Origin of the sequence: Actinomyces viscosus (genome assembly GCF_900637975.1) — a bacterium.
GTDB classification, from domain to species: domain Bacteria; phylum Actinomycetota; class Actinomycetes; order Actinomycetales; family Actinomycetaceae; genus Actinomyces; species Actinomyces viscosus.
This window is the reverse complement of record NZ_LR134477.1, coordinates 3093537-3110354: the sequence shown is the minus strand read 5'-3', so window position 1 is coordinate 3110354 and position 16818 is coordinate 3093537. Positions and strand designations below refer to the sequence as shown.

General features: G+C 69.1%; 9 protein-coding genes. 5 read left to right on the top strand and 4 right to left on the bottom strand.

The features are described 5' to 3' along the window. Window positions 1–30: 30 nt before the first annotated feature. Window positions 31–1542 (bottom strand): hypothetical protein, encoded by a 1512-nt coding sequence (locus EL340_RS13130; protein ID WP_126414990.1) that lies wholly within the window; start codon window positions 1540–1542, stop codon window positions 31–33. 710 nt (window positions 1543–2252) lie between these two features. Here EL340_RS13130 and EL340_RS13125 point away from each other — a divergent pair. Continuing rightward, a complete protein-coding gene (locus EL340_RS13125) occupies window positions 2253–3386 on the top strand; it encodes a DUF1972 domain-containing protein (protein WP_126415514.1) in 1134 nt (377 codons plus the stop codon). Further along, window positions 3383–4558: a glycosyltransferase family 4 protein gene (locus tag EL340_RS13120; RefSeq protein ID WP_126414989.1), complete on the top strand. Its 1176-nt coding sequence runs from the start codon at window positions 3383–3385 to the stop codon at window positions 4556–4558. The genes EL340_RS13125 and EL340_RS13120 overlap by 4 nt, the downstream gene beginning before the upstream one ends. 89 nt (window positions 4559–4647) lie before the next feature. Here the strand turns inward: EL340_RS13120 and EL340_RS13115 are convergent, their stop codons facing one another. From EL340_RS13115 to EL340_RS13105, 3 genes are all read right to left on the bottom strand, one after another. Further along, the gene (locus EL340_RS13115) at window positions 4648–5553 is read right to left on the bottom strand and encodes an O-fucosyltransferase family protein (RefSeq protein WP_126414988.1); all 906 of its coding nucleotides are present in this window, start codon (window positions 5551–5553) and stop codon (window positions 4648–4650) included. A gap of 84 nt (window positions 5554–5637) precedes the next feature. After that, window positions 5638–6372, bottom strand: coding sequence for a CDP-alcohol phosphatidyltransferase family protein (locus tag EL340_RS13110; protein WP_126414987.1), 735 nt, complete (start codon window positions 6370–6372; stop codon window positions 5638–5640). Between the two features lie 197 nt (window positions 6373–6569). Further along, window positions 6570–7838: an oligosaccharide flippase family protein gene (locus EL340_RS13105; RefSeq protein WP_126415513.1), complete on the bottom strand. Its 1269-nt coding sequence runs from the start codon at window positions 7836–7838 to the stop codon at window positions 6570–6572. Between the two features lie 697 nt (window positions 7839–8535). Between EL340_RS13105 and EL340_RS13100 the strand changes: the two genes are divergently transcribed. The 3 genes from EL340_RS13100 to EL340_RS13090 are packed head-to-tail and all read left to right on the top strand — an operon-like array spanning window position 8536 to window position 16753. Then, the gene (locus EL340_RS13100; RefSeq protein ID WP_126414986.1) at window positions 8536–9990 is read left to right on the top strand and encodes a sugar transferase; all 1455 of its coding nucleotides are present in this window, start codon (window positions 8536–8538) and stop codon (window positions 9988–9990) included. Further along, complete coding sequence (locus tag EL340_RS13095) at window positions 9990–10430, top strand: FAD synthase family protein (RefSeq protein WP_009398611.1); 441 nt, start codon at window positions 9990–9992, stop codon at window positions 10428–10430. Before EL340_RS13100 ends, EL340_RS13095 begins: the two co-directional genes overlap by 1 nt. Beyond that, the gene (locus tag EL340_RS13090) at window positions 10427–16753 is read left to right on the top strand and encodes an Ig-like domain-containing protein (protein WP_126414985.1); all 6327 of its coding nucleotides are present in this window, start codon (window positions 10427–10429) and stop codon (window positions 16751–16753) included. The genes EL340_RS13095 and EL340_RS13090 overlap by 4 nt, the downstream gene beginning before the upstream one ends. Window positions 16754–16818: the final 65 nt, after the last annotated feature.

The following is a 16818-nucleotide window of genomic DNA, read 5'->3' as shown; positions in this document are numbered from 1 at the left end:
GGCGGTCTGCAGACCCGACGGGCCTCATGGTCACCACCACCACCAACCACCGCCCTGGTTGTTGTTCCCGTCCTGGTCGTCCCAGCCGTCCTGGTCGTCCCAGCCGTCCTGGTTGTCCCAGCCGTTCTGGCCCTTATCCTTCTTGTTCTTCTTGTTCTTCTTGTTGTCGTTCTTGTCCTTGCCGTTGTCGTCGTCGTTGCCGCCGTTGTTGTTCCCCTGGGCGTTGGGGGTGCCTCCACTCATGGAGAAGCGGACGAGCCCCTGCTGGGAGGAACCGTTGACGGCCACGAACTCACCGCCGTAGACGAGGTACTTGTCATTGCCCTCCACGGTCCACACGGCCTGGTTCAGCCCGGTGTAGCTACCGTTCTCGAAGCCGGGGAGGAAGCCGTCGTACTGGGTGGGCGCAGGCTGACCCGCGTAGTCACTGTAACCCCAGGCCGTGTTGGAGCCCACGGTTCCGGTGGCCGTGCTGGAGAACCCGACGGCGTGGTGGTAGACGCCCTCGCTCGAGCGGTCGGCGAAGCCTCCGATGTTGCTGCAGTCGTGCGTGTGACTGGCGATGTAGATGACGTCGTTGGTGGGCAGCACGTCATAGGTGTCACCGTGGCAGTCGGCCATGAGGTTGATGTTCCCGGTGGACCAGTCAGCCCGGAACATCCCCTCGAAGGTTCCCTCCTGGGAGTAGCCGGTGCCATAGAGCCCCCTGGAGTCCGACTTCAGGCTCATGATCCCGGAGTTCTTCCCCGCGTTGTGGATGACACTGGCGATGTTGGTCTGCCGCAGGGACCCATCCTTCTCCAGGATGGCGACGCCGTAGCCGTCAGAGGATCCCCCCACCGAGGTGAAGGAGCCGCCGATCGCCACCGCGGAGCCGTCAGCCGCCACCGTGATGGAGCGCACCATGGAGTCGTCGACCGCGGGGTCGAAGCTGTTCACGGTCTGGGTCGTGAGGTCCACCGCCCCTGCGCGCTGACGCGATGAGGAGTTGATCTGGGTGAAGGAGCCGGACATGTAGAGGGTGGAGCCGTCGGGTGAGAGCTCCAGGTCCATGACGGCGCCGTTGGCCGAGGCGCCCAGCGGCTTGCGCTGGCCGGCGGCGTCCACCGCGGCGACCCGGTAGACCGTCTCATCGTTGACGGAGGTGAAGTTACCGCCGAGGTAGATGGTGGACCCGTCGGACGAGGCCTCGACCGCACTGATCTTGCCGTTGACCTTCGGCGCCCAGTCCAGGAGCGCACCAGTGGTGATGTCGAAGGCCATGGCGTTGTACCGAGGGGACTCGTTCTCACCGGCAGCAGCGCCGGCCGGGCGAGCGTTCTTGAACTCCCCGACGACGTAGACCGTGTTGCCCACGACCGCCTGATCCCAGACGACGCCGTCGATCTGAGCGGTGGGCAGGGCCTGCGGGGAGGCGAGAGTCACCTGCCCCTGGGCAGCAGCAGCTGGAGGCGCAGCAGTAGGGGCGACAAGCGCACCAAGAGCAAGAGGGAGGGCGGTCAGGACCGCCCCCACGCTGGAGACAGCACGGGAAGGATGCACGAGTGCTCCGTTCTTAAGACGTGAGGGAACATGGGTAAGTGGCGCAGCGTGACGGGGCAGCCCCGCCGCAGGCCCGATCGGCGGACGACGAGACCGGCACCAGTCACGAGGCTATTACAGAGGTAACGCTTTGATAACGGTTCCGGGAGAGATTGTTTCGCCCCTCGTTGTGCAGTCAATCACTCGCCGCACGAGGGCACACCCCCTGCTCGCTTTTCTCACAGAGAGCCTCTCATTAATCCGCGTCGTCTTCCATACTTGATTCTTGGCTCGAATGCCCAGCCCTCATTCAGGTGGAGTAGACCACTTGCCCCGGAGGTCCTCCGGCCGTGCTCCCTATGACGCCCCTGACGACCTCGGCCGCACTCCATCTCGGCCCCGACGGCCCCGCGCCTGAGATATTCGATGGGCCGGCACTCGTTTCACCCGTGCCGGCCCTCACCTGCCTCTAGACTCCTGACCAGGTGTACCGGGGGTACCGGGTGCAGGCGGCGAGACCCGCTCACCGGGTGCCGGCACGAGCTCGTGGGCAAAGGCCTCCGATCCCTCGCGCCACCTGCCCGCCACCCTCCTCGGTGATCCTCCACCGGATACCGCACCTCGGCGGCCGCATCCGGTCGGGATCACCGGTTCCCATTCCCTGACCGGCCCCGCCGCCCTTCGAAAGGACTCCGTTGACTGCAGTGAACCCGGACCGGCTCCGCATCGCCATGATCGGGACGCGAGGCGTCCCCGCCAGGTACGGAGGTTTCGAGACCGCCATCGAGGAGGTGGGCCGCCGCCTGGCCGACCGCGGCCACCAGGTCCTCGTCTACTGCCGCAACCCAGAGCCGGACACTCCACTTCCCGGCACCTACCTGGGAATGCGGCTGATCGAGCTGCCCTCGGTCAAAAACCGGAGCCTGGAGACCCTGTCGCACACGGCCCTGTCGGTGGTCCATCTCCTGCGGCGCACCCACCCGGATGCCGCCTTCGTCTTCAATGCCGCCAACTCCCCCTTCCTGCCCGCGCTGCGCGCCGCTCGCGTCCCGGTGGCCACCCACGTCGACGGCCTGGAGTGGCGTCGCGGCAAGTGGGGCCCCACCGGCAAGCGCTACTACCGCGCGGCCGAGGCCCTGGCCGTGCGCTACTCCGACGCCCTCATCGCCGATGCCCAGGGCATTGCCGACTACTACACCGACGAGTTCAACGCCCCTACCGACCTCATCGCCTACGGGGCGCCCCGCATCGCGGCCGATACCTCACGCCTGAGCGAGCTGGGCCTGACCCCCAAGGGCTTCCATCTGGTCGTGGCCCGTTTCGAGGTGGAGAACCACGTCGACGTCATCGTCGAGGGCTACGTGCGCTCCGGCGCCGCGCTGCCGCTGGTCGTCGTCGGCTCGGCACCCTATGCCGATGAGTACACCGCCCGCATCGAGTCCCTGGCCGACGGCCGGGTCCGGCTGCTCGGCGGCCTGTGGGACCAGGAGCTGCTCGACGCCCTCTACGCCGGCGCCCTGGTGTACTACCACGGTCACTCCGTGGGCGGCACCAACCCCTCCCTCCTACGCGCCATCGGCGCGGGGGCCGCGGTGGACGCCTTCGACGTCTCCTTCAACCGCGAGGTGCTGGGTGAGGCCGGCCGCTACTGGACCTCGCCCGACGACGTGGCCGCCCTGGTCACCTCGGCCGAGTCCGACGTCGAGGCCCAGGCCGCGCGCGGCGAGGAGTCCCGCGAGCGGGCCGCCCTCTACGACTGGGACGAGGTGGCCTCCGGCTACGAGGCCCTGGCCCGCCGCCTGGCGCTCGAGGGACCCACGCGCCACCGCCCCTCCGGGCGCCGCACCGGGAAGGCGAGCCTGTGAGCCGGGGCGAGGCGGGCGGCAAGCGCGCCGGTGGCGCCCGGATCCTCGTGGCGCACCCCTCCCCCGACCTCTACGGCTCGGACTGGCAGCTGGTCGAGACCATCCACGGACTCATCGAGGCCGGCCACGAGGTCCTTGTGGCCCTGCCCCTGGACGGCCCGCTGGTGGAAGTGCTTCGCGACGCCGGTGCCCGCGTGGCCGTCATGCCCTTCACAGTCCTGCGCAAGGCCCTGCTGAACCCCCGGGGCCTGGCCGGGCTGTCCGCCCAGGCCGCTCCGGAGATCGCGCGCCTGCGCGCAGTCATCCGCGCCAGCCGGGCCGAGGTGGTCCTCACCAACACGGTGACGATCCCCTGGTGGCCGGTGGCCGCGAGCGCGGCGGGCGTCCCCGTGCTGGCGCACGTTCATGAGGCGGAGGACACCCAGCGCCGGATCATCCGCGCCGGGCTCAACGCACCGCTGCTGGCGGCCTCCCGGGTCGTGGCGAACTCCGGTGCCGCCCGTGACGCGCTCCTGGACGTCCAGCCGCGCCTGGCCTCGCGCACGGAGGTTGTCCACAACGGGGTGGCCGGTCCAGACCAGCCCCCGGAGCCCGTGCGCCGGCGCAGGTCCGGCGACCCGTTCCGGATCGCCATGGTGGGACGCCTGTCCCCGCGCAAGGGCGTGGACGTGGCCTTGGACGCCGTCGGGCTGCTGCGTCACTCGGGGGTGGACGCCTCCCTGATCGTGTGCGGGTCGGTCTTTCCCGGCTACGAGTGGTACGAGGAGGAGCTGCGCGAGCGCGCCGCCGCTGCGGACCTGAACGGCCACGTCGAGCTGCTGGGTTACGTGCGTCCCACCTGGCCGGTGCTGGAGGCCGCTGACGCCGTCGTCGTGCCCTCACGGGCCGAGCCCTTCGGAAACACGGCGGTTGAGGCCATGCACGCGGCCCGGCCGCTCGTGGCCTCCAGGGTCCAGGGCCTGGCCGAGGTCGTCACCGACGCGGTCACCGGACTGCTGGTGCCGGCCGACGACGCTGCAGCCCTGGCCCAGGCCCTGGGCGCCCTGGAGGCGGACCCGGACCTGGCGGCCCGGCTGGCCGAGCAGGGCGAGCGCGAGGCGGCCGAGCGGTTCTCCGTGGCCGGCTACCGCGCCACCATGGCCGGCATCGTCGGCGAGCTCCTCAGGCGCTGAGGCCCCGCCTCCATCGACCTGGGCGTTTTTCGCGTAGCCCTGCTGTTTTTCGGTCGGGCTACGCGAAAAACGCCCGGCTCGGCGGTGGGTCAGCGCTGGGCGGGGCACAGGGGATCCTCCGCCAGTCCCAGGGACAGGCTGACGTCGCCCTCAAGGGGCTGGTCGGGCCTCTCGAAGGGGACGACGCCGTCGCACAGGAAGACGGCCATCTCCACGAAGCTGGAGTAGGAGGCCCCGATGAGGTGCTGGGAGCTGGCCAGCAGGTAGAGGTCGACCAGTCCCGCCCGCACGCCGGCGGTGGTGTTGTAGCCGCCTTTGTCAGTCAGGAAGATGCAGCCGTCGAACTCTTCGGCCAGCTGTGTCTGGGCCTCGGGGGTGTCGCAGGACAGGAAGAAGGGGACGTCGGGGTAGTCGGCGCGGATCTGGCGCATCCGGTTCGCGAACCACTCCACCGGGGAGGACTCGATGGTCTTGGCGTGCGAGACCGCGTGGGTGCGCACCTGGATGCCGACGTAGGGGCGCCCGCGCAGGTGGGCGTCGTAGATGGAGCGAACCTGGTCGGCAATCTCATCAACCGGGGTAAGCTCGCGCAGCAGCTCGGTCCAGGAGCGTGGGCCGGTGCGCGCGGCCCCCTCCTCAGCGCCCTCCTTCCAGGCCGGGTTCTCCCAGGTGACGGGCAGGCCGTGGGAGTGGATCTGCCACAGGTGGGCGCGCCTCAGTGCGGGCGTGAGTCGAACCCCCTTGGGCTGGCGGTAGCGGGCCAGGGGAAGGAGCGCTCGAGAGGTCAGGCGCGATACCGAGGTTCCCGCCTGGAAGTGCCACAGCTCATCCATACGAGGACCGAAGTACTCGTCGGTGCTCCACACGTAGTAGAGGTCCCGGTCTTCAACCCGGGCGAGCTCCTGGGCGGACAGCAGTGCACGCACACGGTTACCCAATCCGTCCTTGCGTCCTGTATGGACCAGTAGCGCCTTACGGCCGGTAAGCAGAGCCATGGGATTCCTTAAGAGAAGATTGTGGAAGAGGTTGACTGATGCATTGCCGGCCTGATGGCGCAGGTCCGGCGAGGTCGCCGGAGGCTACTGGGCGTCACGCCGCAGATCGCGGTACCACTTGGGCAGAGCCAGGGCCACGTAGCCCGCGTAGCCCAGGAGCATGACGCCGTAGATCCACAGGAAGACCGCGGGGGCGAAGCGGGTCATGAGCACGAAGCACATGAGTCCGTAGTCCGTGGGGGCCGACAGGACCGACTTGATGATGCCCGGGCGGGCCTCATCCTTGGCCAGGGGCGTCCCACCGTGATAGCGCAGCTGATAGGTCAGGATGTAACTGAAGAAGTGGATATTCTGAACCGCTCCGAAAGCGAGCGGAATAAGCAGAACCCAGGACGGCAGATCCGTAAACCGGAACAGAGAGATCGCAATAGCTCCATGAATTGTCGAGAGCTTAATGACGTCGGCAACATGGTCGAGCCATTCACCGGCTTTTGACCCGCCATTGCGCAGCCTTGCCAGCTGGCCGTCCGCGGCGTCGAGGGCATAACCGAACATGAGCAGCAGGGCAGTGGCCACGGTGGACACGACTGTAGGACGCCACAGGGCGATGAGAGCGATGCCACTGTAGGTGCACAGCGCCGAGAGCACCGTCACCTGGTCCGGGGTCGCGCCGAGCCGGTGGGCGACGGCGGCCAGGACCCGGCCGGCGGGACGGTTGATGATGCGGGAGTAGAGGGGGGCACCGGCCTTGGACTTCTGGGCGCGGGACAGCGCCCTGATGTTCTCGGCGATGGTGGGGGAACCGGCAGGGGAGCTCATGAGGCATCTCCTTGGATGAGGCCCGCCGAAGCGGGTCGGGGTGGAGGACAGTGAGAAACGGTGAGGAACGGTGAGAACGTGAGTCGGGAAGTGGTGGGAACTGACGGGCAGGGCGGGACGGTTCCGGCACGCAGACGGCACGGGTCATCCCCGAAGCGGTCGGTCGGCAGGAAGGACCAGGAGGGGCGAGGAGGAGCTCAGCGCCCCACCTCCTGCGCCAGCTCGTGGCGGCGTCGGGCCACGTCCCGACGCACCCACCAGGCGTAGGGGATGATCTGGCACAGGATCACCGAGATCACCGAGCCCAGGATAGGTCCGGCCGCGTCGAAGGGCCCAATGAGGACCCAGGAGATCGCGAGATTCATCGGCACCAGGATGAGGACCGGGATCACCTGGAACTGCAGACCGCGGGGGTCGGTCATGTACATGCCCAACGGCTGCTTGCCGGCCTCAACGGCGACGTAGACGGCGAAGGCCCACACCAGAGCGGCCGGCAGGACGATCTTGCCGTGGGACATGACCCGGGCGGCCCAGGGGGTGACGGCCACCAGGGCGAGCGCCAGGAGGAAACCGCCCCCGCTGAAGATCATCGCCGGCCTGAAGGGGTTCTCGATGCGCTTGTCGGCCCGGGCGCGGGCGAACATCGGCCACATGGCGACGCCGGCCGCCATGACGGTCTGGGTCAGCATGTTGAACAGGTTGTTGGCCAGGTTGTACTCGGCCAGGGCCTGCGACTGGCCCAGGTGGGACAGGAGGAGCCGGTCGGTCTGGAAGGCGATCGGGACGGCCAGGGACTGGAGGAGCTGAGGACCGGCGGTGTTGACGATGCGCACGCCCCGCACGCTGCGCAGACGGGGCACGTCCTTGAGCGCGCCTGCGAACAGGGGACGGGTGGCCCGCCAGGCGACGACGATGCAGATGATCGAGACCAGCGCGTTGGCGATGTAGGAGTAGACGGATACCGCGTTGCCGCGCCCCAGGCCGGTGACGATGGCCAGCAGCAGGAAGCAGGACATGGCCGGGGAGACGACCCCCTGGCTGATGACCTGCGTGGCCGAGCGCCCCAGGCCGATGATGACGCGCTGCCCCACCGACAGCGGCAGGGCCGCCGCGTAGATGATGAGGCAGACGGTGGCGGTGAGCCCGCCCCCGTCCATGAGCTTGCTTCCCAGAAGCCAGGGCCAGGCCCCCAGCAGCATGATGACGATGCCGACGGTGCTGATGACCAGGGCCGAGCCGAGCAGGACCCGGATGGCGGTGGTGATCGTGCGCCGCACGGTCGAGTCATGGGCCGGGTCGGTCGAGCTCGCCACCGTGTTGAGGATGACCGCCCCGATCCCCAGGTCGGTGAAGGGCATGAGCGTGGGGAAGGTGGCCAGCAGCCCGTACTGGGCGAAGGCGTCGGCACCGAAGTGCCTGATGATGAGACTGGTATTGACCAGGCCGAAGACACCCGAGATCCCCATGACCACGACCTTGGCCACCGCTGTGGTTCCCACAGAGGACCAGCTGGCGCCCGCGGACGATCCCCGCCGCAGAGCTCCCCCGAGCCGCCGCAGCGGCGAGCGCCGCGAGGCCGACGTCGACCCCGGCCCGTCGTCCGGCTCAGCCACCGAATGGCTTGCGGCGCCTGCCGTATCCGCAGCTCCCCGGCGGTCGGCGGGGCCCGCTGGATCGTCACTCGCCGAAGAGGTCGGCGTGGGCACCGAAGAACTCGACTGGGTCACATCGCACTCCTGATGTTGTAGGAAGGTCACAATCCGGCATCGGGGGGACGCCTGAAGACAGGCACGAGAGTAGACACATCATGATCAGCAACCTGCTATCTTTTGTTTATCGAGTTGTGACATTGACCGACCCCTACCCACCCCCCTTGGCACAACCCCAGCAAAACGGCTCTGACCAGGCAAAACACTGCCTGCTGAGAGAACCCTGAAAGGTCCCTCATAGGTGCATTGGCGTCTCCATATCGTTGCGCACCTGTAACATACAGTCATCCCAAACACATCTCGACTCCTCGCCCCAACCCTGCGATCTTGGCCACTTCCCACAAATAACGCCCGCCAGAGTTAGTAGCATTCTAAAACTGCTGCTGTTCACGACGTCCCGTCAGCACTACTCGACAGTTATTGCCCACCCTCGATCATCCCTGCGGAGTCCACCTTGTCTAGTTCGACCCTGACACTGCCTCAGCGCGAGCAGCACCGGCGTCCCTCGACAGCAGCAGCCGACGCCACCTCCCCCACCGCTCCGCGCAGTCCTTGGGCACGCACGCGCCAGGACCTCGTCATCTGGCTCGTCCTGTCCGACCTCTTCGCCATCGCCACGCCCATCTGGGTCGCCCTGCTGGGCGGCCACCTGCCACTGGTCTGGTCCGCCGCGACCGTGGGTACCACGATGGTGCTCACCGCCTGGTCCCTGGGAGCTCTCGGCATCGACGCCGTCGAGCAGGCCGGCCCCGGCACGGGCCGTTTCGTCGCCGCGACCGCCGTGAGCGTCCCGGTGGCCCTGCTGCTGGCCGACCTGTCCGGAGTCGCCCGGACCACCCTGCTGACCGCCCTGGCGGTTCAGCTCCTCCTGGCCATCACCGGGCGCTCCATCGAGTCCGGCTGGCTGCGCCGCCGCCGCCTCGAGGGCCACGCGCTGCGCCGCACCCTCATCGTCATGGGCTCCGGCGCCCAGCCCATGCTCACCCAGCTGCGCCGCCACCCCATGGACGGCTTCCTCATCGTGGGCTACCTGTCCTCGGGCCAGGACCGCGCCTTCCACTCGGCCGAGCCCGTGCGCAGCCCCCAGCACATCGCCCAGACCCTGCACGCCGAGCGCATCGACGCCGTGATGACGGTCGGCTCGGTCACGCCGGAGGACCTGGTCACCCTCATGCGAGGCCTGGAGAACACCCAGGTGCGCCTCGTCGTCGCCCCCGGGCTGCAGGACGTCGTGCCCGGGCGCATGCGGGCCCTGACCGTCACCCACGGCTGGACCGGCCTCATCGCCGTCAAGACCCGCCGCACCCGCGCCGTGGGCAAGGCCCTGTTCGACCACCTCGCCGGCGCCGTCGGGCTGGCCCTCATCTCGCCGCTGCTGGCGGCCACCGCGGTCGCGATCCGTATCGACTCGCCCGGACCGGTCTTCTACACCCAGACCCGGGTGGGCCAGAACGGCAGGCCCTTCACCATGTGGAAGTTCCGTTCCATGTACATCGACTCCGACGCCCGCCGCGCGGCGGTGGTCAAGTCCGGCGGCGACGCCGGCAACGAGGTCATGTTCAAGGACCGCCAGGACCCGCGCATCACCCGCGTGGGCCGCTGGATCCGTCGCCTGTCGATCGACGAGCTGCCCCAGCTCATCAACGTCGTGCGCGGGGACATGAGCCTGGTGGGGCCCCGCCCCGCACTTCCCGTCGAGGTCGCCAAGTACGACGCCGAGGCACTGCGTCGTCTCCTGGTCAAGCCCGGGCTGACCGGCCTGTGGCAGATCTCCGGACGCTCGGACCTGTCCTGGGCCTCCACCGTGGCCCTGGACCGTCACTACGTGGAGAACCGGGGCGGAGCCCTGGACGCGAAGATCTTCGCCGGAACGCTGCGCGCGGTTATCGGCGGAAAGGGAGCCTACTGATGATCACCGGCTACGTCCCCGGCGGCTTCGACATGCTGCATGTGGGACACCTCAACATCCTCACCGAGGCGGCCAAGCGCTGCGACCACCTCATCGCGGGGGTCGCCACCGACGAGTCGCTGGAGCGGATGAAGGGGCGCGGCCCCATCGTGCCCCTGGCCGAGCGCATGGCCATGGTGGCCGCCCTGCGCATGGTGGACTCCGTGGTCCCCGACTACGACCAGGACAAGCGTCTGGCCTGGAAGCGCTCCCCCTTCGACGTGCTGTTCAAGGGCACCGACTGGGAGGGCACCGACAAGGGACGCCGCCTCGAGGCCGAGATGGCTGAGGTCGGCGCCTCGGTGATCTACCTGCCCTACACACCCACCACCTCCTCGACGATGCTGCGCCGCACCCTCGTCCAGGAGGTCGCATCCCGCAGTCCCCAAGGGGCCCAGTGACCACTTCACGTAACGACTTCGAGGCGCCCGACGAGCCGTCGAGCGGCATCGACTCCGCCGCAACCGCCTCCGGTGCCGGTGACGGCGGAAGCCACCGAACCGACTCCAGCACCGCTCAGACCGATCAGTCCGCAGCAGACCGTCCCGGTCTCCTCGCCCGTGCCGCGAGCGCCCTGCGCCCTCGGCGGCGGGCCGGTACCTCCAAGGCCTCGGGCACGGGCTCGACCACAGCCCCCACGTCCACCGACGACGCTCAGGGCATGGGGTCGGGCCTCACCTCCGGAACCACCACCTCCCGTCTGGCCGCCACCTTCCGCATCCCCCAGTCACGGGCCCAGCGCCAGCGGCTGCGCAAGCGCCTGTCCTCCCTGGCCGCGGTCGTGTGCGTCGCCGCCCTGGGAACGGCCGCCTGGCTTCACGAGGGCGTGGCCCAGGCCGATCTGCACCTCAACGACGGCGGCGTATGGGTCACCTCCACCTCCAACCACCTGGTGGCCCGCCTCAACTACCCCTCCCGCGAGGTCGACGGAACGATCCGCACCTCGTCATCCTCCTTCGACGTCACCCAGAACGCCGAGGACGTCCTGGTGCCCGACTCCGGCGACGCCTCCGTCTCCTCGGTCGACCCCGCCCAGGTCTCCTTCTCCGGACGCACCCAGCTCACCAAGGGCGTGACGATCGCCCAGGGCGGTGACCGGGTCATCGCCATCGACAAGGTCCAGGGCACCATCCGGGCGGCCAAGACCAAGTCGGCCGGGTCCCTGACCGCCGCCGCCCCTGTGGTGACCGGCATGCCCGACGTCGTGGCCGTCGTCGGCAAGGACGGCGCCGTCCACGCCACCTCGGCCACCAGCAAGTCCCTGGTCTCCCTGGAGGCCGACGACAAGGGCTGGAAGGAGGCCACCAACACCTCCCTGACGCTGACCTCCGGCACCGACCTGGCCATCACCGCCGTCGGTGACAAGCCCGTGGTCCTCGAGCGCAGCACCGGCATCCTTCACCTGCCCGAGGGCAAAACCGTCAACTTGGACGCCTCCGGCCTCGCGCTCCAGCAGCCCGGCCCCGACGCCGACTCGGTGCTGGTCGCCTCCCGCACCGAGCTCATCTCCGTCCCCCTGGACGGGGGCAAGGTCACCAAGACGCCGTCGTCCAAGGAGGACCCGGCCCCCGAGGGCGTTCCCGCCCAACCGGTGCGCCTGGGCAAGTGCGTCTACGCGGCGTGGTCCGGGTCGGGCCAGTTCGTGCGCAGCTGCTCCGGCCTGTTCAGCGGCGACACCGACACCATCCACGACGACAAGCTGGCCTCGTCCTCTGCCCCCATCTTCCGGGTCAACCGCGACGCCATCGTGCTCAACGACCTGGACACGGGCTCGGTGTGGCTGCCCAACGAGGACCTCGTCCTCATCGACGACTGGACGGACAAGACCGCCCAGACCGACGACAACGCCGACCAGAAGGACGACTCCGCCAACACCTCGGAGTCCCAGACGCCGCCGGAGCGCACCGAGGAGAACCACGCCCCCAAGGCGGTCGACGACAACTTCGGGGTGCGTCCGGGCCGATCCGCGCTCCTACCCGTGCTGGCCAACGACTCCGACCCCGACGGCGACGTCCTCACCGCCACCCCGCAGGACAACGGCGGGTCGCTGGCGGCCACCAAGGCCCAGGGCGGTCTGGCCCTGCGCATGGACGTCCCCGATAACGCCTCCGGCAGCTACTCCGTGCCCTACACGGCCGACGACGGTCGCGGCATGAGCGACTCCGCCGTCGCCACCGTGGACGTTCACGGCTGGGACGTCAACGGCGCCCCGAACCAGATCACCACCCCGACCCTCACCGTCGCCGAGGGCGCCTCCGGGTCCCTGGACGTGCTGGGACACTGGCTGGACCCCGACGGGGACGACCTCTACCTGGTCTCCGCCCAGGGCGAGGGGCTGGACACCAAGGTCTCCAACGAGGGCACCGTCACGGTGCGCGAGCTCGGCGCCGGCACCGGTACCCGGGACCTGACCGTCACCGTCTCCGACGGTCGGGAGACCACCTCCGGCGTGGTCAAGGTCGACGTGCAACCGGCCCAGTCGGCCAAGCCGATCGCCAACGCCGACCACGTGCGCGTCGTCGCCGGCACCAAGGCCGTCGTCTCTCCTCTGGACAACGACACCTCCCCCTCCGGAGGGACCCTGCGCCTGGCCGCGGTCCAGGAGGCCCCGGCCGGGACCTCGATCAGCGTCGACCAGCAGGCCGGTGTCTTCACCTTCTCCACCGACGCCAGCGCCCAGGCCCAGACCTACTACCTCACCTACGACGTCATGGACGGGGCCAACACGGCCCAGGGGATCGTGCGCGTCGACGTCACCCCGAAGGCCGACGCCACGGTGCCGCCCGAGGTGGAGAACGACACCGCCCTGCTGCGCAACGGCGGCTCGACGACCATCGCCCCGCTCAACAACGACTTCGACCCCTCAGGAGGGATCCTGGTCCTGCAGTCGGTGAACGCCCCGCAGGACTCCGGCGTCACCGTCACGGCCGTGGACCACTCCCTGCTGCAGATCACCGCGGCCAGCACCGTCCCAGCCAACCTGACGGTGGACTACACCGTCACCAACGGGACCTCCAGTGCCACCGGGAAGGTCGCGATCGTCCCGGTGACCCAGTCCCAGCCCCAGCCGCCGGTGGTCACCGACGACACCGCCGTCGTGCGAGCCGGCGACGTCGTCACCGTGCCCGTCCTGGACAACGACTCCTCCCCCTCCGGGCTCAACCTGTCGGTGGACTCCCAGGTCAGCCTCGTCGGCGACGAGCTGGGCACCGCCTGGGTCAGTGAGGACACCGTCCGCTTCCGCGCCGGCAACCAGCCCGGACGCACCTCCTACGCCTACACGGTCAAGGACGATCAGGGGCAGACCGCTTCGGGGGTCCTCACCGTGGAGGTGCGCGCGCAGGACGCCGAGCACAACTCGGCGCCCTCACCGCGCAACCTGGAGGCCCGCACCCTGGCCGGCTCGGCCACGAACATCACCGTGCCGCTGGACGGTATCGACCCCGACGGCGACTCGGTGAGTCTGGTGGGCCTCAACCAGGCCCCCTCCCTGGGCTCGGTGGAGGTCAACTCCTCGTGGCTGACCTACAAGCCCTCCGAGGGCGCCACCGGCACCGACACCTTCACCTACGTCGTCGAGGACCGTTTCGGCGCCCAGGCCACCGGCACGGTCCGCGTGGGCGTTGCCCAGGCCTCGCCGGTCAACGTGGCCCCGGTGGCCACCGACGACCTGGTGGTGGCCAAGCCCGGACGCACCGTGGCGGTCGATGTCCTGTCCAACGACCTGGACACCGACGGCGACACCCTGTCCCTGGAGGGCGACCCGGTCTCCAGCGACCCGTCCCTGGGCGTGTCCACCCGCGCCGGCCGCCTGGTGCTCAACCTGCCGGACAAGGAGGGCAACCACTCGGTCACCTACACTGTCTCCGACGGGCGCGGCGGCACCGACACGGGCACCGTCACCGTTCAGGTCTCCAACAACGCCCCCTTGGCCAACCCGGTGGGCGTGGACGACTACGTGACCGTCGACCAGGTCGACGCCAACGGCCGGGTGACCGTCCCGGTCCTGGACAACGACAAGGACACCGACGGCTCCCCGTGGGACCTCAAGCTGTCCTCCTCCGACCCGGACGTCGAGGTGGGCAAGGACTCCCTGAGCCTCACGGTGGGCGAGACCCAGCGGCTCGTGCTCTACACGATCACCGACGCCGACGGGCTGACCGGCCACGCCGTCGTCGTGGTCCCGGCCCGATCCGCCCTGCGGCCGCGCATCAACCCCTCGGCCGTGCCCGCCCACGTGCCGGCGGACAAGACCACGGACATCAACCTGTCCTCCTACATCCTCACCCGTGAGGGCACCAGGCCCGTCATCACGGACACCTCCTCGATCCACATGGCCAAGGGCACCAAGGACGCCAAGACCACCTCGAACGGGACGGCGCTGTCCTTCACGCCGGAGTCGGGCTTCACCGGTCAGACCTCGGTGACCTTCACTGTGGCCGACGGCACCGGCTCGGACGCCCTGAGCTCCACGCTCACGCTGCCGATCGTCGTCGACTCCTCATCGAACAAGCCGCCGACCTTCACCCCCACCGAGGTGACGGTGGCGCCCGGAGAGGGGGCCGTCACGGCCAACCTGGCAGCCATGACCACCGACCCCGACCCCAGCGACAAGCTCTCCTTCCAGGCCGGTCCCGCCCCCGCGGGCTTCGACATCTCCCTGAGTGGCTCGACGCTGTCCGTCAAGGCCTCCGACAAGGCCACCGAGGGCACCACCGGCTCCATCCCGATCACGGTCTCCGACGGCGTCAACCCACCGGTCAGCGCCTCCCTGCCCGTACGGGTGAGCGCCTCCAACAAGCCGCTCATGACGACGGCTCCGATCAACCTGGAGTCCCGCAACGGCGAGGCGGTGAGCGCCGACGTGTCCACGGCGGTGAGCAACCCCTTCCCGGACAAGCCGATCACCCTGTCCGGCACACCGACGATCACCTCCGGTGAGGGCACGGTGAGCGTCTCGGGCACCACCGTCACCATCACCCCGAACGCCGGCTTCCACGGCACCATCACCGCCCAGTACAAGGTGCTGGACTCCACCGGCTCGGAGTCGCGGGCCGTCACCGGCACGATCACCGTGCAGGTCGGCGGCGTGGTGCCCACCGCCCCCTCCGGGGTGAGCGTGGCACCCGTGGACGCGGACTCGGCACGCGTGTCCTGGACCGACGGCTCCGCCAACGGCTCCCCCATCACCGGCCACAAGGTGAGTGTCAACGGCACGGAGCAGACCTGCGCGACCTCGAGCTGCCTCATCAACAACCTGACCCCCGGTCAGAGCTACAGCATCCAGGTGGTGGCCACCAACAAGTACGGCGACTCCGAGGCCGCAACGGTGCCCTACCAGCACAACGCCACGGCCAAGACCCCGGCGGCGCCCACGCTGGCGGCCGGCTCGGGGAAGGTCACCGCCAGCTGGACCGAGGTCGACGACCCCTTCGGGGGTGCGACGACCTACGACGTGCGCCTGTCGGACGGGACGATGCTCACGGGCCTGTCCGGGTCATCGGCGTCCTTCGACGTCACCCCGGGACGGGCGTACACCGCTCAGGTGCGCGCCAGGTCGAGCCAGGGGACGGTCTCGGAGTGGTCCTCCTCGTCCAACGCGGTGACCCCCTTCGGGGAGCCCGGCGTCCCCGGGACCCCCGTCATCACCCCCAGCGGGGACACGGTCACCGTCGGCTGGCAGGCGGCCAACGGCAACGGCAGCCCCGTGAGCTACACACTGCACTACTCCAACGGGAACACGAGCGACTCCAAGAACGTGGGAGGCGCCACCTCCACCACGGTCTCGATCTCCCGCGGAACCTGGACCTTCTGGGTCGAGGCCGACAACGGCTACGGGACCAAGACCTCGGCGCAGGCCAGCTACACCTACAAGCCGACTCCGCTGACCCCCTCGACCCCCGCCGTCAGGGCCACCGGCAACAGCGGCGAGCTGGCCGTGAGCGCCTCGCCCCGAGCCGGCAACGGCTGGAGCGTGGGCGACCTGACGGTGGAGTACTCCGTCGACCAGGTCAACTGGACCAGCTCCTCGACCATCCGGGGCCTGACCGACGGACGGGCCTACACGGTCTACGCCCGGGTCAACGGCGGCGGACAGTACTCCGACGTCGTCGCCTCCTCCCCGGTGGCGCCCTACGGTCCGCCGTCGGCGCCCTCGGTCAGCTGCGAGCTCGGCGGCAAGAAGCAGAAGAAGGCCGTGTGCTCCTGGTCCCCCGGGGCCAACAACGGCGCTGGCACCTCCTACGAGCAGAGCGACGACGGTGGCCAGACCGTGGAGAGCATCGAGGTCGGGGAGACCTACGAAAAGAAGCTCAAGGCCGGACAGGCCGTGACCTGGTGCGTGCGCGCCAGGACCAACGCCGGCACCTCGGAGTGGGGCTGCGACACGGTCGCCAGAGCGCCCAAGCCGGACGATGACGATGATGACGGCGATGACGACAACAAGCAGACCGTCCCGGTCGGCACCCAGCAGCAGTTCTACGTGGACTACACCCAGACCTGCCGCCCCTTCGGCCCCTGGGGCACCTGCTACCAGATGGTCTTCGACCTCTCCGGCAACCCCAACAGCACCCTGTCCTGCGGCTACTGGTACTGGGACACCTGGAACTGGCAGCCCGCCTGGAACGAGGAGGAGATCAGCCTCGATAAGAACGGTTACGCCCGGCACAAGTTCCCCCATCGGACGCCGAACTGGAACCAGTCCATCACCTGCACCCAGCAGTAACCGGGTCATTAACCGGATCGATGCCCAGTACGCCACAAGTCACACACTCACCTCTCTCCACCCGA

Excerpts from the sequence above, each read along its gene's own strand:
- EL340_RS13095 (WP_009398611.1), top strand. The coding sequence starts at position 9,990 with ATGATCACCGGCTACGTCCCCGGCGGCTTCGACATGCTGCATGTGGGA.
- EL340_RS13105 (WP_126415513.1), bottom strand. The coding sequence starts at position 7,838 with ATGGGGATCTCGGGTGTCTTCGGCCTGGTCAATACCAGTCTCATCATC.
- EL340_RS13125 (WP_126415514.1), top strand. The coding sequence starts at position 2,253 with ATGATCGGGACGCGAGGCGTCCCCGCCAGGTACGGAGGTTTCGAGACC.
- EL340_RS13110 (WP_126414987.1), bottom strand. The coding sequence starts at position 6,372 with ATGAGCTCCCCTGCCGGTTCCCCCACCATCGCCGAGAACATCAGGGCG.
- EL340_RS13115 (WP_126414988.1), bottom strand. The coding sequence starts at position 5,553 with ATGGCTCTGCTTACCGGCCGTAAGGCGCTACTGGTCCATACAGGACGC.